The 18,657-nt window shown below is 71.3% G+C and carries 16 protein-coding genes; 8 read left to right on the top strand and 8 right to left on the bottom strand.

The window, feature by feature from the left end; all coding sequences use genetic code 11:
- Positions 1–83 precede the first annotated feature (83 nt).
- Positions 84–1,085 carry a LacI family DNA-binding transcriptional regulator gene (locus tag BFF78_RS39970; protein WP_069782931.1) on the bottom strand — a complete coding sequence of 334 codons (1,002 nt, stop codon included), beginning with the start codon at positions 1,083–1,085 and terminating at the stop codon, positions 84–86.
- 306 nt (positions 1,086–1,391) lie between these two features.
- Between BFF78_RS39970 and BFF78_RS39965 the strand changes: the two genes are divergently transcribed.
- The 4 genes from BFF78_RS39965 to BFF78_RS39950 all read left to right on the top strand — a co-directional run bounded on the left by BFF78_RS39965 (position 1,392) and on the right by BFF78_RS39950 (position 4,095).
- The gene (locus BFF78_RS39965; RefSeq protein WP_069782930.1) at positions 1,392–2,648 is read left to right on the top strand and encodes an MFS transporter; all 1,257 of its coding nucleotides are present in this window, start codon (positions 1,392–1,394) and stop codon (positions 2,646–2,648) included.
- A 31-nt stretch (positions 2,649–2,679) separates the two neighbouring features.
- Positions 2,680–3,123, top strand: a complete 444-nt coding sequence (locus BFF78_RS49255; protein ID WP_069782929.1) for a 5'/3'-nucleotidase SurE — start codon at positions 2,680–2,682, stop codon at positions 3,121–3,123.
- The gene (locus BFF78_RS49250; protein ID WP_159033137.1) at positions 3,120–3,584 is read left to right on the top strand and encodes a hypothetical protein; all 465 of its coding nucleotides are present in this window, start codon (positions 3,120–3,122) and stop codon (positions 3,582–3,584) included. Before BFF78_RS49255 ends, BFF78_RS49250 begins: the two co-directional genes overlap by 4 nt.
- 85 nt (positions 3,585–3,669) lie before the next feature.
- On the top strand, positions 3,670–4,095 hold the full coding sequence (locus BFF78_RS39950; RefSeq protein ID WP_069782927.1) for a DUF6234 family protein: 426 nt from the start codon (positions 3,670–3,672) through the stop codon (positions 4,093–4,095).
- A gap of 124 nt (positions 4,096–4,219) precedes the next feature.
- On the opposite strand, the gene BFF78_RS39945 is transcribed toward BFF78_RS39950, so the two are convergent.
- The 4 genes from BFF78_RS39945 to BFF78_RS46555 form a co-directional block, all read right to left on the bottom strand.
- Positions 4,220–5,047, bottom strand: a complete 828-nt coding sequence (locus BFF78_RS39945) for a lysozyme (RefSeq protein ID WP_069784108.1) — start codon at positions 5,045–5,047, stop codon at positions 4,220–4,222.
- A 169-nt stretch (positions 5,048–5,216) separates the two neighbouring features.
- Positions 5,217–7,079 carry a M1 family aminopeptidase gene (locus BFF78_RS39940; RefSeq protein WP_069782926.1) on the bottom strand — a complete coding sequence of 621 codons (1,863 nt, stop codon included), beginning with the start codon at positions 7,077–7,079 and terminating at the stop codon, positions 5,217–5,219.
- A gap of 1,221 nt (positions 7,080–8,300) precedes the next feature.
- Positions 8,301–8,957 (bottom strand): maltokinase N-terminal cap-like domain-containing protein, encoded by a 657-nt coding sequence (locus BFF78_RS39930; protein ID WP_069782924.1) that lies wholly within the window; start codon positions 8,955–8,957, stop codon positions 8,301–8,303.
- A gap of 400 nt (positions 8,958–9,357) precedes the next feature.
- Positions 9,358–10,665, bottom strand: coding sequence for a DUF4573 domain-containing protein (locus BFF78_RS46555; protein WP_159033136.1), 1,308 nt, complete (start codon positions 10,663–10,665; stop codon positions 9,358–9,360).
- Positions 10,666–11,100: 435 nt separating this feature from the next.
- Here BFF78_RS46555 and BFF78_RS39920 point away from each other — a divergent pair, with 435 nt between their 5' ends.
- A complete protein-coding gene (locus BFF78_RS39920; RefSeq protein WP_069782922.1) occupies positions 11,101–12,018 on the top strand; it encodes an SGNH/GDSL hydrolase family protein in 918 nt (305 codons plus the stop codon).
- 55 nt (positions 12,019–12,073) lie between these two features.
- On the opposite strand, the gene pgm is transcribed toward BFF78_RS39920, so the two are convergent.
- A complete protein-coding gene (gene pgm / locus BFF78_RS39915; protein WP_069782921.1) occupies positions 12,074–13,714 on the bottom strand; it encodes a phosphoglucomutase (alpha-D-glucose-1,6-bisphosphate-dependent) in 1,641 nt (546 codons plus the stop codon).
- Positions 13,715–13,873: 159 nt separating this feature from the next.
- Between pgm and BFF78_RS39910 the strand changes: the two genes are divergently transcribed.
- Positions 13,874–14,494 (top strand): DUF4328 domain-containing protein, encoded by a 621-nt coding sequence (locus BFF78_RS39910; RefSeq protein ID WP_069782920.1) that lies wholly within the window; start codon positions 13,874–13,876, stop codon positions 14,492–14,494.
- Between the two features lie 10 nt (positions 14,495–14,504).
- On the opposite strand, the gene BFF78_RS39905 is transcribed toward BFF78_RS39910, so the two are convergent.
- Both BFF78_RS39905 and BFF78_RS39900 read right to left on the bottom strand, forming a co-directional pair.
- Entirely contained in the window at positions 14,505–15,347 is an 843-nt protein-coding gene (locus BFF78_RS39905) for a chitosanase (protein ID WP_069782919.1), read from the bottom strand.
- A gap of 155 nt (positions 15,348–15,502) precedes the next feature.
- Complete coding sequence (locus BFF78_RS39900; RefSeq protein WP_418346776.1) at positions 15,503–16,996, bottom strand: MFS transporter; 1,494 nt, start codon at positions 16,994–16,996, stop codon at positions 15,503–15,505.
- A 242-nt stretch (positions 16,997–17,238) separates the two neighbouring features.
- Here BFF78_RS39900 and mgrA point away from each other — a divergent pair, with 242 nt between their 5' ends.
- Positions 17,239–18,282, top strand: coding sequence for an L-glyceraldehyde 3-phosphate reductase (gene mgrA, locus BFF78_RS39895; protein ID WP_069782917.1), 1,044 nt, complete (start codon positions 17,239–17,241; stop codon positions 18,280–18,282).
- Positions 18,283–18,404: 122 nt separating this feature from the next.
- Positions 18,405–18,587, top strand: a complete 183-nt coding sequence (locus BFF78_RS39890; protein ID WP_069782916.1) for a hypothetical protein — start codon at positions 18,405–18,407, stop codon at positions 18,585–18,587.
- Positions 18,588–18,657: the final 70 nt, after the last annotated feature.

The following is an 18,657-nucleotide window of genomic DNA, read 5'->3' as shown; positions in this document are numbered from 1 at the left end:
CGGCCGCGGCCCGTCGGGGACCGATCGCACAGTCCCCCCCGCCCCTGGAAAGCTGCGGCCACCCCCCTCTTCGGCCAGTGCCGTCAGGCGGACTCGCGGCGTACGAGGACGGGCTCGACCGGCGGCAGGGGTGCGGCGGTGCCGGTCTCGACGAGGTCGTGCAGAGCCGCGGCGACCTGCGCGGCGGAGGGCGCCTCCAGCCGGATCGTCGTGAGCGCGGGGCGCTGCAGGGCCGCCGTGACGAGGTCGTCGCAGCCGACGACGGCGACCTCGTCCGGAACCTCGACGCCCGCGTCCCGCAGCACGGCCAGCAGCAGCGCCGCGTACTCGTCGTTGTAGGCGAAGACGCCGTCCAGACCGCGTTCCGCCCAGCCGCGCGCCAGCTCGGTGGCGGACGCGTGCGTGTACTCCATCTCCACCGGAGTCACCGTGGCCGTCGTCCGGGCGGCCACGCTGCGCGCGCCGGCCAGGCGGGGCTCGGCGAAGGCGGACAGGCCGCGCTCGCGCGGCATGACAACGCCGATGCGCCGTCGCCCCTGCGCGACGAGGTGTTCGGTCGCGAGCACCCCCACTTTCCGGTCGTCGAAGACGACCGTGTACACCCCCTCGACCGGCTTGGGCGCGAGGGCCACCAGGGCCTGGACACCGGCACGCCGCAGCACGTCCACAGCGGCCGAGCCGAGGCTCGTGCCGCCCAGCGCCAGCACCGCGCCGGGGCGCAGTTCGGCCCACGCGCGTGCCGCGGTGCCGGGGTCCGGGAACCGCCCGGCGTGCAGCACGGCCGTGTAGCCGTACCGGTCCAGTTCCGTGTGCAGGTCGTCGATCCAGCCGCTCACCAGGCGGCCGATGGCGGACACGGCGGCCGGGATCAGCACCAGGTTGTTGCGGCCCGCCCGCAGGGAGCGGGCCGCCGCGTGCGGCACATAGCCGAGCGTGTCCGCGGCGGCGAGCACCTTCGCGCGGGTCGCCTCGCTCACGCGGTGCGCCTGCGTGTTGTTGAGCACGAAGGAGACGGTGGCCCGCGAGACGCCCGCCAGCCGCGCGACATCTGCGCTGGTGACGGCTGCGGCCGCTTTCCTCGCCATGGTTCCCTTCCGCTCTCCGGGTCTGTTCTCAGGTCTCACGTTACACGCGTCAACTGAACGGACGAGGTGGGTGCAGAGCGTCCGGTGACACGAGTCAGCAACGAAGCGCGCTTCCCTGTCGCAAGACCCTGTTCAACTCCGGCAGCCGGGTGCTACACAAGGATCCACCGCCCAGGTTACTCGTGTAAGTAGCCATGCAGTCAGCGATCCGGACACCGCGGATCCCCCTTCCCGAGCCGCGCCTCCCCCACCCGGCTCGCCCCCTCCTCTCCTCTCCCCCGCTTCCCCTTCCTCCCAGGAGTCGCCATGCCCCTGCCGACCGAAGATCTCCGGCCCACCACCGCGCCGGCCGCACCCGAATCCCGGCAGCGGGGGTTGATGACGCTGCTGCTCGTCGCGAACGCGTCGATGTACGCGGTGTACATGGGAGTCGGCTCCGTTCTGCTGCCCACCCAGGTCGCCGCGATCGACCCGCACCACAAGGTGGCGTTGCTGGGCCTGATCGGCGGGGTCAGTGCGGTGTTCGCGACCGCCTGCAATCCGGTCGCCGGTGCGCTCTCCGACCGTTCGGGGCGCCGCAGCCCCTGGGTGCTCGGTGGAGCGCTGGCCTCGCTGGCGGGTCTGGCCTTCCTGGGCGGTGTGCGCACGGCGCTGCTGGTGGGCATCGCGTGGTGCCTGGTCCAGGCGACCACGAACGTCTACCAGGCCGCCGTCACCGCCATCGTGCCCGACCGGATCCCACCGGCCCGCCGGGGCACGGCCTCCGCCCTGGTGGGGCTCGCGCTGCCGGTGGGCGGCACGCTCGGTGTCCTGATCGCGGCCGGAACCGCCGGCCATCTCTCCGCGGGGTATCCGGCCCTGGGGCTCGTGGCCGCGGCGGCGGCCGTGCTGCTGACGGCGCTGTGCAGAGACGTTCCGCGGAAGCGGGACGCCGTACCGGCACCGGCGCTGCCCCGGCGCCGCCGCGCCGCGGTCTTCCTGTCCGCCCTGAGCAGCAGTGACTTCCGCTGGGCCTTCATCGGCCGCGCCCTGATGGTGCTGGGCTACTTCTCGGTCGTCGGCTACCAGCTCTACATCCTCGACGACCACATCTCGCTGCCGAAGGGGCTGAGCGCGGCGGACGCCATGGCCGTCCTGACTCCGGTGTCGATGGCGGCGATGGCCGTCTCCACGATGGTCGGCGGTCTGCTCTCCGACCGGTGGAACCGGCGCAAGGTGTTCGTCGGTGTCTCGGCGGCGCTCGCGGGCGTCGTCATGGTGGTGCCCGTGGTCGCGCCGACCTGGCCGGGCATGCTCGTCTTCAGCACGCTCAACGGGCTGGCGTTCGGCTGCTTCATGGCCGTGGACACCGCCGTCGTCACCCTCGTCCTCCCTCGCGCGGAGGACGCCGCACGCGATCTGGGCGTGCTGAACATCGCCAACGCAGGCCCGCAGATCGTGGCGCCGTTCGTCGCGTCGGCCGTGGTCGCCACGCTCGGCGGCTACACCCCGCTGTTCCTGTTCGGCGGCGCGCTGTCGCTGCTCGGCGCGCTCGCCATCCTCCCCGTCCGCGGCGTGCGCTGAGCCGCCGTCACGACCCCGCGAAGGAGTCCCTGTGCCTCGCGGACGTTTCCTCCCGCCTGCCGCCCTCCTGCTGTGTGCCGGCGTCCTCACCACCCCCACCGCCACGGCCGCGCCGCCCGCCGCGACGGCGCCGCGCCCGCTGCGCATCCTGCTGACGAACGACGACGGTTACGACGCCCCCGGCATCCGCATGCTGTACGACCGCCTCACCGCCGCCGGGCACGACGTGACGATCGTCGCGCCGCTGACGAACCAGAGCGGAGCGGGGACCCGGCTCTCCAGCGCGCCCACGATCGGCGTACGGCACCCACAGCCCAAGGTGTGGGCGGTCGACGGCTCACCGGCGGACGCGGTGGGCTTCGCTCTCGCCGCCGTGTTCGCCCACGGCGCCCCGGACCTCGTGGTGTCGGGGACGAACTCCGGTCCCAACCTCGCGGCGATGGCGACCCTTCGGGCACGGTGGGCGCCGCCGTGACGGCCTTGGAGGACCGCGTGCCCGCGATCGCCGTCAGCACGGGGGGCCTGGAGACTCCCGTCCCCGACCGGATCCTGGGTGCCTTGCGCCCCACGGACGACTTCGTGGTCTCGCTCGTCGACCGGCTGCGCGCGCGGGCCCGCGGCGGACGCCTGCTGCCGCAGGGCGTGGGTCTCGGCATCGACCACCCGGTGCTCGGCGCGGACGGCACGGGCACCGCGCGCGGGGCCGACGTCACCACGCAGGATCCGCGCCCGATCCTGAAGTCCGGCTACGCCGACGACGGCGACGGCACCTGGAAGGCGACCGTCGGCGTGGTGGGCGAGCCCGCCCACCCGGGCACCGATGTCGCGTCCGTCGAGGCGGGCCGCATCTCGGTCTCGCCGATCGCCCCCGGCTGGAACCCGGGGCCGGCCGACCACGCCCGTACGGCGGCACTGCTGGCGGGGTTGCGGCCGTAGACCCTGTGGAGCGGGCCGGGTGGGGTGAGCCGGGTGAGTACGCGTACTCATGCGCCCGCCCCACAGACCCGGCAGGGTGACGGCCATGAACCTCCCCGTCGCCCCACCGGCGTTCGACGCCACCAACGGCCCCCGGCGCCACGACCGCGCCGACACCGGTGCCGACATCGGGGCCGGGTGCGGTCTGGTGTTCCTGGAACTGACGGTCCTGGTCGCGGACTTCGGGCTCTGGTTCCTGTCCGGGTTCAACCTCGACGCGGCCAAGACCGTCAAGGCCGACTCGCTGTGGGGCTACCTGGTCGCGGCGGCGGGAGTCGCCGCCTTCGCCCTGGTCGCGGCCCTGGTAGCCGCCCGCGCCCGGGCGATCGTGACCGTCGTCAGCCAGCTCGTCATGGCCGTCGTGATCACCGCCGTGGTCGCGGCGGGCGCCCTGGCCCAGTCCCACGACGACGCCTCGCGCGACGCCGGACGGTCCTGCCACACCCTGCCGGCCGCACCGCGCTGCGGCTGAGGAGAGGCGGTCGCGATCGCAGGGCCTGAAGGCCGGCGTGCATGCCGTCCTGCCCGGTCTGCCGCGCGTGCGCCGGCCGCGCCCGGCGTGTCGGCGTTGCCGCCGGGCGCGGCCGGTGGCCGGGTCAGCCGGTTGCCAGGGCCTTCAGACGGTCCAGGGAGCCGTTGAAGCAGTCGTGGTCACCGACGGTCTTGCCGGTGGAGGTGTACTGCCACATCGTGTGGTATGACCAGCCGGTCGGCAGCGCCCCGGGCTCCGTGGCGTAACGGGCGATCCAGAGCGGGGTGCTCGCCGCGAAGCCGCCGTAGTTTCCGGTGCACTGCGTCCACCAGCTGGTCGCCGTGTAGATGATGGCATCCCGGCCGGTGCGGGACTTGTAGCGGTTCAGGAAGTCGCGGATCCAGGCGACCATGTCGCTCTTGGACTTGCCGTAACAGCTGGCCCCGTACGGATTCCACTCGATGTCGAGCACGCCGGGCAGGGTCTTGCCGTCCTTGGACCAGCCGCCGCCGTGCGCCAGGAAGTGGTCGGCCTGAGTGACACCGCCGGAGGTGTCCGGGGTCGCGAAGTGGTACGCGCCTCGGATCATGCCCACGTTGTACGGGCCGTTGTACTGCTGGGTGAAGTACGGGTTGGTGTAGGACGTCCCCTCGGTGGCCTTCGCGTACGCCCATTTGACCCCGCTGCTCCACAGGGTCGACCAGGCGACGTTGCCCTGGTAGCCGGAGACGTCCACGCCTTCGATCTGGCTCGCCCGGTTGATGTTGGACGGATCGTCGGCGCCCGCGGCGCGTCCGTCGTGGGCGAGGACGCCCATGCCCATGTACGCGCTGCCGCGCACGGGTACGCCCCCGGCCGAGGCGGGCTGGGCCGCGGGGCTGGACAGGATGAGGAGGAGGCCGGTCAGGACGCCCGTGAGGATCAGGCGCGTACGGCCGCGCTGGAGGGACATGGAGCTTCGCACGTACACCATCTGACCCGTGGTCGGGCCGTACCGCACCCCGGGTACCGCCCAACGAGGCCGACGCGGGCCGTGGTTGGTCCGTACGGGTGGCCGCGGGGTGAGGCACGGGCCGGTCGTGGGGTGTCACCGGGCGCTTCCCACGACCGGCCCGGCCGGCTCAGCCGTCGATGCGGTGCTGGGTCCAGAAGGAGGTGAGGTCGGTGCTCGTGGCGGCCTGGGCGGCGGCCTTGAACTCGGCCGTCGTCGACACGCCGTACCAGTGCGCGGTGGCGTAGTCCTTCATCAGTTTGGCCATGGCGGTGTCACCGAGGACGCGGCGCAGGTCGTGCAGGGCGCACTTGCCGTAGCCGTAGACGACGGTGGAGTAGCGGGAGGAGTGCGCGTCCCAGTAGGCCATGGAGTTGGTGATCTTCTCGGCGCCGGAGGCCCAGGAGACGCTGTTCCAGCAGTTGCTGCCGGTCTTGCCGAGGGCGAGGTCGGTGGCGTAGTCGGTGAACGCCTCGTCCAGCCAGGGGCTGTTGTACTCGTCGTCGCCGACGATGCCGTACCACCACTGGTGGCCGATCTCATGGGTGAGGGCGGTGGTGCTGACCACGTCCAGGACGAACCCGGGGTACTCCATTCCGCCGAACCAGTAGTTGTTGTCGAGCACGGCGTCCAGTTCGCCGTAGGGGTAGGCGCCGAAGCGGGCCGCGTGGGCGTCCACGGCGGTCTTGGCGGTGCTGAGCATCGACTGGGCGCTGGAGGAGCTGATGCCCGAGACCGAGTAGACGTTCACCGCGACGCCGGCCGACGAGGTGCCGGAGATCTTGCTGAAGGGCCCGGCGGCCCAGGCGAAGTCCCGGACCTTGGACGCGGTCGCCGTGGTCACGGTACGGCCGCTGGAGCCGGGGGTGTCGGTGGAGGTGCCGGTGGCCGGTACCAGCAGGTTGCTGGGGTGGTCGAGGGTCACCTTGAAGTCGGCGGCCAGGGAGTAGAACGACTCGCCGTTGTTCGTGTACGGGTCCAGGTGCCAGCCGGCGCCGTCGCGGACGGCGAGGACGGGCAGGGCGTTGCCGATGAAGCTGTAGGCACCGTCGTGGCCGAAGCGGTCGGCTCCGCTGGGCACGGTGATGCCGAGGTCGAAGCCGATCGTGGCGCTCTGGCCCTGGGCGAGCGGGGCCGGCAGGTCGACCTTGAGCGCGGTGCAGTCCACGCTGGGCGCCTGCGCGGTGCCGCCGGTGACGTTGGTGACGCGGATCGGCATGGCGTCGCAGGTGCCGTGGTAGTTGTCCCACAGCCTCAGGTAGACCTCGTTCAGCGCGGTGGATGAGGCGTTGGTGAAGGTCGCGCTCTCGTGGCCGGTCCAGACGGCGCCACTGGTGTCGCTGCCGAGGCTCACGGTGTACGAGGGTGACGCCGGGGTGCGTGTGGAGTCACCCGGCGGTGGGGTGGTACCGCCCGAGGTGTCGAGCGCGATGTCGTCGAGGACGAAGCTCGTCTGGAGGCTGTAGTCCTCCGTCCCGGTGAAGGAGAGAGTGACGGTCTGTCCGGCGTACGCCGACACGTCGATCGACTTCTGGACGTACCCGGTGTTCTCGTCGAGGTTCGAGTAGGTGGCCAGCGTCGTGCCGCCGATCTTGGCCGTGAGCTTGTCGTACGCGACGGAGGAGGTCGTCTCGTCCGTGTCGATGTGCAGCCAGAAGGTGAGGGTGGCCGCGTCGCAGCCGGCCGGGATGGTGACGCTCTGGCTGAGCGTGTCGGTATGGGTACTGCCGACTCCGTCCAGCCACGCGTAGGAACTGCCGCCGTGGGCGGTCTGTCCCGAGCGGCTGGTGATGACGGTGGCGGCGGACGTCGACCAGGGTGATGTCCCGCTCTCGAAGCCGCCGTTGGCGACGGCCTGCGTCGGAGTGCAGGCGGCGGCCGCTTTGTGGGTGTCGGGCCGGGCCGCGGCGGGGGTGCCGGGGAGCACCAGGGCGGCCACCACGGCGGCGGTGAGCGCACCGGCGCCGAGGGCCTTGTGGGGGGTCGATCTCACACGCTACTCCTTTGCGGCGGCCGGGATTCCCGGCCTGCTCGATGGCCGCGGGCCGGCTGGGGTACGCCGGGGCGGCCTCTGGCGGGGCTTGCGCGATCGCTGTGCCACGCCCTCACGGGGTCAGGGCGCGGGCTGCCGGACTTCCGAGAGAGTGCCAGATTTGACCGGACCATGCCAGAAGGCCACGCGCCGGTTTGCCCGAACGCGGCGGGGCAGGCGCGTTGGCGACCGAGGGTGGGGAGGTGAGTGAGGCCGTGGGGGGGTGGGCGTGGGGAGGCGGGTGACGCCGTGCGGGGTGGACGCGGGGAGGCGGATGACGCCGTGCGGGGTGGACACGGGGACGCGGATGACGCCGTGCGGGGTGGACACGGGGACGCGGATGACGCCGTGCGGGGTGGACACGGGGACGCGGATGACGCCGTGCGGGGTGAACGCGGGGACGCGGATGACGCCGTGCGGGGTGAACGCGGGGACGCGGATGACGCCGTGCGGGGTGAACGCGGGCACGCGGATGACGCCGTGCGGGGTGAACGCGGGCACGCGGATGACGCCGTGCGGGGTGAACGCGGGGACGCGGATGACGCCGTGCGGGGTCGGCGTCGGGAGGCGGGCAAGGCCGTAGGGGTGGGCGTGGGATGGCGGTAAGGCCCTGCGGGGTAGGCGTGGGGGCGCGAGGCAGGCCGTGCGGGGTCGGTGTGGGGAGGCGGGGCAGGCCGTGCGGGGTGGGCACGCACCGCCCGTGCAGGAGGAACGCGGAAACGCTGGCCAGTCCGTGCGGAAATGGGCACGGATGCACCCGTCAACCCACGCAGGATGGACGCGGATACACCGATCAACCCGTGCCGGTCGGGCACAGAGACACCGGCCGGCCCGAACCGGTGGGGCACAGAGACGCCAGTCCCCGTGCCGCTTGAGCGCAGAGGCGACAGTCAGCCCATGCCGGTCCAAGGCGATACCGCCCAGCCCGTACCGCTCGGATGTGAAGACACCGGCCAGCCAGTCCTGGTCGAGCCGGGAGACGCCAGTTGCCCGTGCCGCCTGGGCGCGGAGACTCCGGCCAGCCCATGCCGGTCGGGCGCGGAGACACCAGCCACCCCGCGCCCCTCGAGCGCGAGGACTCCGGCCAACCCATGTCGGTCGGGCGCGGAGACGCCAGTCAGCCCATGGCGTTGAGCGCAGTGACGCCGGTCAGGCCATGTCGGTTGGTCGCGGGGGCGCCGGTCAGGCGGTGCGCAGTGTTACGAAGACCGCCGTCAGCGGGGTGCCCTGTGGGTCCTGCCAGCCGCGTGCCACGTGGCCGATCGCTCCCTCGGGGCGCTGCGGCGGGTTCCCGGGGACGGGGCCCAGGACCCGGTGGATGTGGAGGATCGTGCCGTGCGGTGCGGGCAGGCGCGTGCCCTCATGGTCGTCGGACGGTTCGGGGGTGAGGCCGTCCAGGGTGAGGGGTGCGCCGGTGTAGGAGCGGACCACCTCGAGGTCGAGGGCGCCGTCGACGCTCTGGGCGTGTGCGTGGGTCCTGCCCTGGAGCAGCGACAGCAACTCCCCGACCAGCACCGGGTCGTGGCAGCCGTCGTACGCCCAGCGCCTGCCCAGCACGCCGTGGTCCATCGTGCCGACGAGCGCGTGCTCCGCCTCCTCCAGCGGCGCGCCCCGGTAGGTCAACGGGACCAGGTAGGCGGTGGGTTCGGGGGTGGAGGTGTCGGTGGCCACCATGAACTCGATGCCGACCTCGCCCGCCGGGTCCTCCAGCCGGAATCCGCCGGACTTGGTCAGCACCGGGGCGTCCGGGCCGCCGCGGTACCAGGGGCGGGTGGGCAGCCAGTCGGTGAGCAGTTCCAGCTTCGTGGGCTTGACCGTGGTGTGGTGGATGATGGCCATGCCGGCGCTTCTCCTCCGTTGTGCGGATACTGAACCCGCAGCTTCGCACACCGTTCGCGCAGGTCATCGATCCGCCCCGGCGGACGTCGGGGCAACTCGGCCCAGGGATTGGGTGATTCACCCGTCACCGGTCCGTATACCGCCGCGCCACGCTCGTACGCGGTGCTTGACCGGTGTCGGCCAAGTACGCGATCGGAGCGGCGTCTGCCCCGCCGGAGCGGTCGTCACACCGATTGGCCGAAGGGCGGACGGACTCGCCGGGCGGGTGCCACTCGGCCAACCACCGCCTTCCGGTCGGGCGTCGGCCGCGCCATGTACACGGCTGGGCCGCCCTCGCGGGCGGCCCAGCAATGTCCCTGGTAATCCCAAGGTTCCCTCAGCTGACCGTGGTCACCTCTGCTCAGTCATCCCGCGAGCCCTGCTCATGCTCCGACTTCCCGTGCTCCGCGTGCGGCTTCGCCGGGTGCTCCGGGTACGACGGCTTCATCGGGCGTACCGGCTTCTCCGGATAGGTGGGCTTCACCGGACGCTCGGGGTACACGGGCTTCACCGGGTGCACCGGCTTCTCCGGGTAGACAGGCTTCACCGGCTTCTCCGGGTACACCGGCCTGACCGGCTGAACGGGCTTCTCCGGATACACCGGCTTCACCGGACGCTCGGGGTACACCGGCTTGACCGGCTGAACGGGCTTCTCCGGGTACACCGGCTTCACCGGACGCTCCGGATACACGGGCTTCACCGGCTGCACCGGCTTCTCCGGGTAGACAGGCTTCACCGGCTGAACGGGCTTCTCCGGGTACACCGGCTTCACCGGACGCTCCGGATACACGGGCTTCACCGGCTGCACCGGCTTCTCCGGGTAGACAGGCTTCACCGGCTGAACGGGCTTCTCCGGGTACACCGGCTTCACCGGACGCTCCGGATACACGGGCTTCACCGGCTGCACCGGCTTCTCCGGGTAGACAGGCTTCACCGGCTGAACGGGCTTCTCCGGGTACACCGGCTTCACCGGACGCTCCGGATACACGGGCTTCACCGGCTGCACCGGCTTCTCCGGGTAGACAGGCTTGACCGGCTGAACGGGCTTCTCCGGGTACATGGGCTTCGCCGGACGCTCGGGGTACACCGGCTTGACCGGCTGCACCGGCTTCTCCGGATACACAGGCTTCACCGGCTTCTCCGGGTACACCGGCCTGACCGGCTGAACGGGCTTCTCCGGGTACATGGGCTTCGCCGGACGCTCGGGGTACACCGGCTTAGCCGGCTGCACCGGCTTCTCCGGATACACAGGCTTCACCGGACGCTCCGGATAAACCGGCTTCACCGGCTGCACAGGCCTCTCCGGATACACCGGCTTGACCGGATGCACAGGCTTCTCCGGATAGACGGGCTTCTCCGGATACACCGGCTTGACCGGATGCACAGGCCTCTCCGGATAGACCGGCTTCTCCGGATACACCGGCTTAACCGGATACGCAGGTTTGACCGGACGCTCCGGCTTCTCAGGATGGATCGGGTAGACAGGCTTCCCCGGAGTCACCGGTTTCTCGGGATGAAACGGGGAGGCGGGTTTCTTCGGGTATGGCGGTTGCGGGGTGGGGTGATCCTGAGCATAGGCCGCGCCCGGGTTCGCCAGCGCGGCTACGGTGAGCGCGGCGATGGTGGCAGCTGACGCCAGTACGGATCGCCGTCGCGGCGATGTCGTCATTCTCTCCACTCTCCTCGACTTGGGTCAGAGCTTGATGACGGCTGGTCAGTCCCGAGGGCTTGTCAATGGAATGATCAGGAAATCGGAGGCATGAATAACGCTGCGACGGCCAGAAGTCACCGGATGGTGTAGCCCACCACCCGGCAGTCGGCCCTGACCCCACGGAACATGACGGAGACTCAGTTCTCCCGTCCGTCTCCGCAGTGGCATCGGCGGCCGATAGCGCGTCCGCCTCGCCGTGCAGACGGGTGTCCCTCGGAATCGGCTCGCCACAGTCCGGGCCAAGGCCTCTCGAGCCGGCCCGTCCCCCGAACTCGTTGCCGCCCGCTTCTGGCCCGCGCGACCTACCGGACGGTATACAGACCCAGTCGAACGCACGAGGGCCGCACTCCGGTGCCGGAACCGTGCGATGAACCGGCCTCAGGGGGAGGATCCATGGTGAACGGCACACGTGCGGCGGGCGGGGCGAGAGGCCGGCGGCGGGCAGGTGCGCTGGGGGCGGCGCTGGGCGGTTGCGTTCTCGTCGCCGCCGCCACGGCACCGGCTTCCGCGCATCCCGCCGGACACGGCCGCGGCATCGACTACGTCGCCCTCGGCGACTCCTACACCTCGGGCCCCGGCATCCCGCGGCAGGTGGACGCGGGCTGCGCCCGCTCCGACCGCAATTACCCCTCGCTGGTGGCGGCCGGGAGAGAGGTTTCCACCTTCACGGACGTCAGCTGTGCGGGGGCGACGACCGCCGAGATGTGGCAGGCGCAGGGCACCAACAAGCCTCAACTCGACGCGCTGGACCGGGACACCGACCTGGTGACGGTGCAGATCGGCGGCAACGACGTCGGTTTCGGCGCGATCATCGGCACGTGCGCCCGCCTGGCCGCTCAGGACCCGACGGGCAACCCCTGCGAGCGCTCCTACCAGGCGACCGGATACGACCAGCTGGTCCTCGCGATCGTCAAGGCCGCGCCGAAGGTCGACCGGGTGCTGCGGGCGGTGCACGCCCGGGCGCCGCACGCACGCGTGGTCGTCGTCGGCTACCCGGACCTGCTGCCCGATGACGGCAGCGGCTGCTTTCCCCAAGTGCCGTTCGCCCAGCAGGACTTCCCCTACCTCCGGGACACCGAGAAGCGGCTGAACCTGATGCTGCGCCTGGTCGCCGGGGTGAACCGGGCCGAGTACGTCGACACCTACGGCCCCACGGTCGGCCACGACATGTGCAAGGCGCCCGCGGACCGCTGGATCGAACCGCTTCAGCCGGCCGCGCCCGCCGCGCCCGCACACCCCAACGCCAAGGGCGAGGAAGCCATGGCGCAGGCGGTGCTGGAGAGGCTGGAGCGAGGGCGCGGACGGAGCTGAGCCGGTTCGGCGGCCTCCATGGGTGAAGGGGGCCGCCCCGGGCCGCCCCGGTCCGTCAGCCGTCGAGCGCGCCCAGCACCACGGCCTGGGCCTCCTCCTGCACCCGGGCGAGGTGGTCGGCGCCGAGGAAGGACTCGGCGTAGACCTTGTACACGTCCTCGGTGCCCGAAGGGCGGGCCGCGAACCAGGCGCTTTCCGTGGTGACCTTGATGCCGCCGATCGCGGCGCCGTTGCCCGGTGCCTCGGTGAGGACGGCCGTGACGGCCTCTCCGGCGAGCGTGTCGGCGGTGACCTGGGCCGGTGACAACTTGCCGAGCAACGCCTTCTGTTCGCGGGTCGCGGGCGCGTCAATACGGGCGTAGGCGGGTTCACCGAAGCGGGCGGTCAGGTCGGCGTAGTGCTCCGACGGGGTCCGGTCCGTGACAGCGGTGATCTCGGAGGCGAGGAGGGCCAGGAGGATGCCGTCCTTGTCGGTGGTCCACACCGAGCCGTCGCGGCGCAGGAAGGAGGCGCCGGCGGACTCCTCGCCGCCGAACCCGAGGGTGCCGCCCGCCAGTCCGTCCACGAACCACTTGAACCCGACCGGGACCTCGACCAGTCGACGGCCGAGGTCGGCCGCGACCCGGTCGATCATCGTGGAGGAGACCAGCGTCTTGCCGATTCCCGCGCCGGCGGGCCACTGGTCGCGGTGCCGGTACAGGTAGGAGATGGCGACCGCGAGGTAGTGGTTGGGGTTCATCAGGCCCGCGTCGGGGGTGACGATGCCGTGCCGGTCGGCGTCGGCGTCGTTGCCGGTGGCGATGCGGAACCGGTCGCGCTGTTCGATGAGGGAGGCCATCGCGTACGGCGAGGAGCAGTCCATGCGGATCTGGCCGTCCCAGTCCAGCGTCATGAAGCGCCAGGTGGGGTCGGTGTGCGGGTTGACCACGGTGAGGTCGATGCCGTGCTGTTCGGCGATGCGTCCCCAGTAGGCGACGGAGGCGCCGCCGAGCGGGTCGGCGCCGATGCGTACGCCGGCCGCGCGGATCGCGTCCAGGTCCAGCACGCCCGGCAGGTCGCCGACGTAGGCGCCGAGGAAGTCGTACCTCTGTGTGGTCTGCGCGGCGAGCGCCCGCGCGTACGGCACCCGGCGTACGTCCTTCAGGCCGCCGGTGACGATCTCGTTGGCCCGGTCCTGGATCCAGGAGGTGGCGTCGGAGGCCGCCGGGCCGCCGCTCGGCGGGTTGTACTTGAAGCCGCCGTCGGCGGGCGGGTTGTGGGAGGGGGTGACGACCACGCCGTCGGCGAGTGCGGTGGTGCGGTCGCGGTTGTGGGTGAGGATCGCGTGCGAGACGGCGGGGGTGGGCGTGTAGCCGTCGGCGCTGTCGATGAGCACGGTGACTCCGTTGGCGGCGAACACCTCCAGCGCGGTGACCTTCGCGGGCTCGGACAGGGCGTGGGTGTCGGCGCCGAGGAAGAGGGGGCCGTCGGTTCCCTGGGCCGCGCGGTACTCGCAGATGGCCTGGCTGGTGGCGGCGATGTGGTCCTGGTTGAAGGCGGTCGCCAGGGACGAGCCCCGGTGCCCGGAGGTGCCGAACGCGACCCGCTGTGCCGGGTCGGCCGGGTCCGGGTGCAGTGCGTAGTACGCCGTGACCAGCCGGGCCACGTCGACAAGGTCCTCGGGACCGGCCGGCCGGCCGGCTCGCTCGTGCGGCATGAGTCCGTTCCTCCGAGTCGTCGGATCGATCGCTCACCGCCCATCTTTCCTCGTCAGGGCCCTGACATGCGAGTGGGCACCGCCCTATGATCCAGTGCTCCGATCTTCGTGCCGTGCTGCCGCCCGGGCAGGACGCCTTCCACAGACAGGTCTTCAACCGTGACCGCATCCGCCGCCCAGGCTCCTTGGTTCCTCGCGCGTTGCACGCAGTTCGCCGTGGCAGCGGCGGCCGGCGGCGAACTGGTCCGGGCGCTGAAGGCCCATGCTCATCTGCTGCATCCGGCGACGACCACGGCCTCCGATTTCGGGCAGGCGTCGATGATCTTCGTGAACGCGATGACGGCGGCGGTCGTGCTGTTCCTCCTCTGGTTCGCCCGCTGCTGGCGCAACGCCGGACTGCTCTCGCCCGGCGCGGTGCGCGGCTCTGTCGCGTGGGCCGTTGTCGCCTGGCTGATACCGGTGATGAATCTCTGGGCTCCACGCGGGCTCGTGCTGGACGTACAGCGCGCGAGCGACCCCGGCGGTGGGGCTGAGGGGCACGGGAACGCCCTGGTGAACGTGTGGTGGGCGGCCTGGGCCGGGCACGCGGCGCTGTCCCTGGCCGCCATGAACCTGGGCGGCGGCACCTCGCTGCCGCTGCTGGTGGCGTCGGAAGGCCTCGACCTCCTGGCCGCCGTTCTGGCGATCGCCGTGATCCAGCGCATCACGTCGCGCCAGGCCGCCGCGCTGCGGTCCGTGACTCCGGTGCCCGCGCCCGCCGGCCTGCCGCACGCCTCGTAGGACGGGCGCGTCACCCGATGTGGTAGCTGTCCCCGTACACCTTCCAGTCGAGGGGGGTGTTCAGGTCGAGGTTGCCCTTGCGCAGGAAGACCCGCTGCTCGGTGTCGACCCGGCTGGTGTCGCTGTGTGCCTCCTCCTGCTTCATGGCCCACACCCGGGCGTCGAGGAAGGCGTTGAGGTACGTCGTCTCGTCGCCGCCCTGCGCCGGGGGCTTGGCGCTGCGCAGGGCCCGCTTGCGGATGTTGCGGAAGCTGGTCGGGTCGTCGCCGTCGCCGTGCATGACGAGGGCGTCGTAGTAGCAGAACTGGCCGAGGGCGCGCAGGCCGTCGGTCTTGCCCTGGGCGACTGCGGGGTTGAAGTAGACGCGGTCGCGCTCGTCGTTCTGGCACTGCTGGAACGCGGTGTCCTGGGCGGCCTTGCGCCAGTCCTTGGGGTAGTTCGGGTCGAGGCCGGCGTGCGAGTCGGAGCCGTTGACCTTGCGCAGCGCGGGCAGGTACTTGGCGAGGACGTTGCCGGGTTTGCGGTCGGCGTAGAGCTGGACGAGGTCGAGCATGTCGCCGGTGCCGGAACAGAAGCCGATGATGCCGGCGGTGTAGCCGCGTCCGTCGCCGATGTCCTCTATGTACTTGTACTGGGCCTTCCAGTCGAGCGAGGAGTTCTCCGCGCTCGACACCAGTTCCATGGCGATCTCCTTCTTCGCCGGGTCGTCGAGGCCCGTCGCGGCCGCGGGTGCCGCGAGGGCGCGCTGGGTTCCGAGCAGCGCGCCGGAGGCGGCGACGGCGCCGAGCACGGCGACGAGGGTCCGGCGGGAGACGGTGGCGGGGGCTGCTGTGTCGCGGTCTGCGTGCACCACGGGGACTCCAAATCGAGGTGGGGGGTGGCGAGTTGGGCATGCGCCATACTGGTAGGAAAGTTTCCTATCAAATGCACGGCAGACCGGTAACCCGGCACGCTCGAAGTTCGTAGGATCGAACGACTACTCCCCCGCGGTGCCCGCCCCCGGCCGGCTCAGCCGGGGTGCGACCGCAGCTGCCGGCGCTCCCGCTCGCGCGTGAACGCGTACAGCTCCTCGGAGACGGTGATCAGTTCACGCCGCTCCTGGTGCGAACCGACCATCGGCCGCGAGCCCTTGAGCGGCACCTGGGCGCTCTCGGGCAGGAACCTGACGGTCAGCAGGCCGATGGCGCCCGCCAGCATCAGGTAGTACGCGGGCATCAGGTCGTCGCCGGTGGCGGTGACCAGCGCGGCGGTGACCAGCGGCGTGGTGCCGCCGAAGGCGGCCACGGCGAAGTTGAAGCCGATGCCCATCGCCGCGTAGCGGACGGCGGTCGGGAACAGGGCGGGCAGCGTGGCCGCGCTCGGCGCGGCGAAACAGGCCAGCAGGGTGGCCAGCAGCAGCACACCGAGGATCGGCGGCCAGGTGCCGTGCGCCTTGATCAGCACAAAGGCGGGCACGGCCAGCACGATCATCGCGGCGGCGGCGACGCCGTAGACGGGCCGCCGGCCGACGCGGTCGCTGAGCCGGCCGAGGAAGGTGATCAGTACGACGATCCACAGCATGCCGATGAGCACCAGGAGGTCCCCGGAGCCGCTGGAGCGCTTCAGGGTCTCGGTCTGATACGTCGGCAGATAGCCGGTGACCATGTAGTTGGTGACGTTGTACAGCAGCACCAGGCCCATGCAGACCAGCAGCTCCGGCCAGTGGCTGCGGACGATGTCCTGGAACTCGCTGCGCGCCGATTCCTGCACCAGGGCCTTCTCGTGTTCGTCCAGTTGCTGCTGGAAGGCCGGGGATTCCTCCAGCTTCAGCCGCATGTAGAGGCCGATCACACCGAGGGGTCCGGCGACGAGGAACGGGACGCGCCAGCCCCAGGACAGCATCTGCTGGTCCGTCAGGGCGAGATTGAGCACGGTGACCAGGGCCGAACCGAGGGCGTATCCGACGAAGGTGCCGAAGTCGAGCCAGCTGGAGAGGAATCCGCGCCTGCGGTCCGGCGAGTACTCGGCGACGAAGGTGGTGGCGCCGCCGTACTCCCCGCCGGTGGAGAAGCCCTGGACCATACGGGCCAGCAGGAGCAGCACGGGCGCGGCGATGCCGATCGTGCCGTAACCGGGGATGACACCGATGGCGAAGGTGCCGACCGCCATCATGATCATGGTGGTGGCCAGCACCTTCTGCCGGCCGATCCGGTCGCCGAGCGGCCCGAAGACCAGCCCGCCGAGCGGCCTGACCACGAAGGCCGCGGCGAACGTCGCGAAGGAGGAGATGACCTGGGCGGCCGGGGAGGCGCCCGGGAAGAACACCTTGCCGATGGTGGCGGCGAGATAGCTGTAGACGCCGAAGTCGAACCACTCCATGCAGTTGCCGAGCGCGGAGGCGCCCACGGCGCGCCGGAGCAGCGGGGGCTCGACGACCTGGACGTCGCTCTCGCCGAAGGCCCGCCGGGTCTGGCGGAGCCGGTCGGTCAGCTCCTCGCGGACCTGGCGGGGCAGCCGCGCCACGGCCTGCGGCGCCCGCGGCCGGTTCCGGTCCCGCCGGTCTCCGTCCGACCTCGCTCCGCCCACGGACGTCTCCTTCCCGCGCCGTACCGGTCACCGCCTGCCCACCAGGCCGATTCAGAAACGGAACCGCTCAGTCCCATCCGGGACGGCGGTTGGACTTGTGCGGCGGGCGGGCGCAGGGTGGACGAGCCGCTCCGCACCCGGAGGGGCGACCCCTACGGCACCACCCGGAGAAAGACCCGATGACCCACGTCGCGGACCCCGCACGCTACGACGGCACCATGCGCTACCGGCGCACCGGCCGCTCGGGGCTGGACCTGCCCGTCCTGTCCCTGGGCTACTGGCACAACTTCGGCGACGACCGCCCTTTCGAGACCCAGCGCGAAATCGCCCTGCGCGCCTTCGACCTCGGCATCACGCACCACGACCTGGCGAACAACTACGGCCCGCCGTACGGCGCCGCGGAGCTGAACTTCGGCCGGCTGCTGAAGCGGGACCTCGCGCCCTACCGGGACGAGCTGGTGATCTCCACCAAGGCCGGCTGGGACATGTGGCCCGGCCCCTACGGACAGGGCGGCGGCTCCCGGAAGTACGTACTGGCCTCGCTGGACCAGTCGTTGCGCCGGATGGGCGTGGACTACGTGGACATCTTCTACTCCCACCGGCTGGACGCGACCACGCCGCTGGAGGAGACGATGGGGGCGCTCGACACCGCCGTACGCCAGGGCAAGGCGCTGTACGTCGGCATCTCCTCCTACGACGCCGAGCGCACCCGGCAGGCGGCGGCGATCCTGCGGGATCTGGGCACGCCGCTGCTGATCCACCAGCCGTCGTACAGCATGCTCAACCGCTGGATCGAGACCGACGGTCTGCTGGACGCGGCCGAGGAGGAGGGTTTCGGTGTCATCGGCTTCACGGCGCTGGCCCAGGGCCTGCTGACGGGCCGTTACCTCGACGGAGTGCCGCAGGACTCGCGCGCGGCGCGCGGCACCTCGTTCGACGCCTCCTGGCTGACGGACGACATGCTGCGGCGGCTGCGCGCCCTGAAGGAGATCGCGGCTCGGCGCGGTCAGACGCCGGCGCAGCTGGCGCTGGCCTGGGCGCTGCGCGACGAGCGGGTGACGTCGCTCGTCATCGGCGCCTCCCGCACCGAGCAGCTGGAGCAGAACGTCGCCGCGCTGGAGAACCTCGACTTCACGGCGGAGGAGCTGGCCGAGATCGACACGTACGCGACCGACGGCGGCGTGGACCTGTGGCGCGAGGCCCGGCTGGGCAATCTCGGTTGAACCCGCACATGTGACCCACGTCACAGACATAGGGAAAAAGTAGGACATAATGGAAGCAGTTCGGACAGCGTTGTCATCCCTGTCCTCGCACCACCCCCGCGAATTCAAGGAGCCGCTCCCGTATGACGTACGGAGCCGACCGAACCCATGTCCTGCCTCCCCAGCCCGACCTGAGCCTGGCGCGCGACTGCGAGCAGTGTCTCGGATGGGGAACCGTCGTCACCCGTGACGGGGACCACGAGCTGTGCCACACCTGCCAGGACACCCCTGGCGACGACGGAGGCACCGCCCACTACGACCTGTAGGTCACCCTCCCCGGCCCGCCGGGCGGCAGTGCGCCACACGCTCCGGGCCCGCTGATCACGGCGACGTACC

This window comes from Streptomyces fodineus (assembly GCF_001735805.1).
Lineage (GTDB): Bacteria > Actinomycetota > Actinomycetes > Streptomycetales > Streptomycetaceae > Streptomyces > Streptomyces fodineus.
The sequence above is the reverse complement of the archived record's forward strand: the minus strand, read 5'-3'. Positions and strand labels throughout refer to the sequence as shown.

Excerpts from the sequence above, each read along its gene's own strand:
- BFF78_RS39970 (WP_069782931.1), bottom strand. The coding sequence starts at position 1,085 with ATGGCGAGGAAAGCGGCCGCAGCCGTCACCAGCGCAGATGTCGCGCGG.
- BFF78_RS39965 (WP_069782930.1), top strand. The coding sequence starts at position 1,392 with ATGCCCCTGCCGACCGAAGATCTCCGGCCCACCACCGCGCCGGCCGCA.
- BFF78_RS39950 (WP_069782927.1), top strand. The coding sequence starts at position 3,670 with ATGAACCTCCCCGTCGCCCCACCGGCGTTCGACGCCACCAACGGCCCC.
- BFF78_RS39945 (WP_069784108.1), bottom strand. The coding sequence starts at position 5,047 with ATGTCCCTCCAGCGCGGCCGTACGCGCCTGATCCTCACGGGCGTCCTG.
- BFF78_RS39930 (WP_069782924.1), bottom strand. The coding sequence starts at position 8,957 with ATGGCCATCATCCACCACACCACGGTCAAGCCCACGAAGCTGGAACTG.
- BFF78_RS46555 (WP_159033136.1), bottom strand. The coding sequence starts at position 10,665 with ATGACGACATCGCCGCGACGGCGATCCGTACTGGCGTCAGCTGCCACC.
- BFF78_RS39920 (WP_069782922.1), top strand. The coding sequence starts at position 11,101 with ATGGTGAACGGCACACGTGCGGCGGGCGGGGCGAGAGGCCGGCGGCGG.
- pgm (WP_069782921.1), bottom strand. The coding sequence starts at position 13,714 with ATGCCGCACGAGCGAGCCGGCCGGCCGGCCGGTCCCGAGGACCTTGTC.
- mgrA (WP_069782917.1), top strand. The coding sequence starts at position 17,239 with ATGACCCACGTCGCGGACCCCGCACGCTACGACGGCACCATGCGCTAC.
- BFF78_RS39890 (WP_069782916.1), top strand. The coding sequence starts at position 18,405 with ATGACGTACGGAGCCGACCGAACCCATGTCCTGCCTCCCCAGCCCGAC.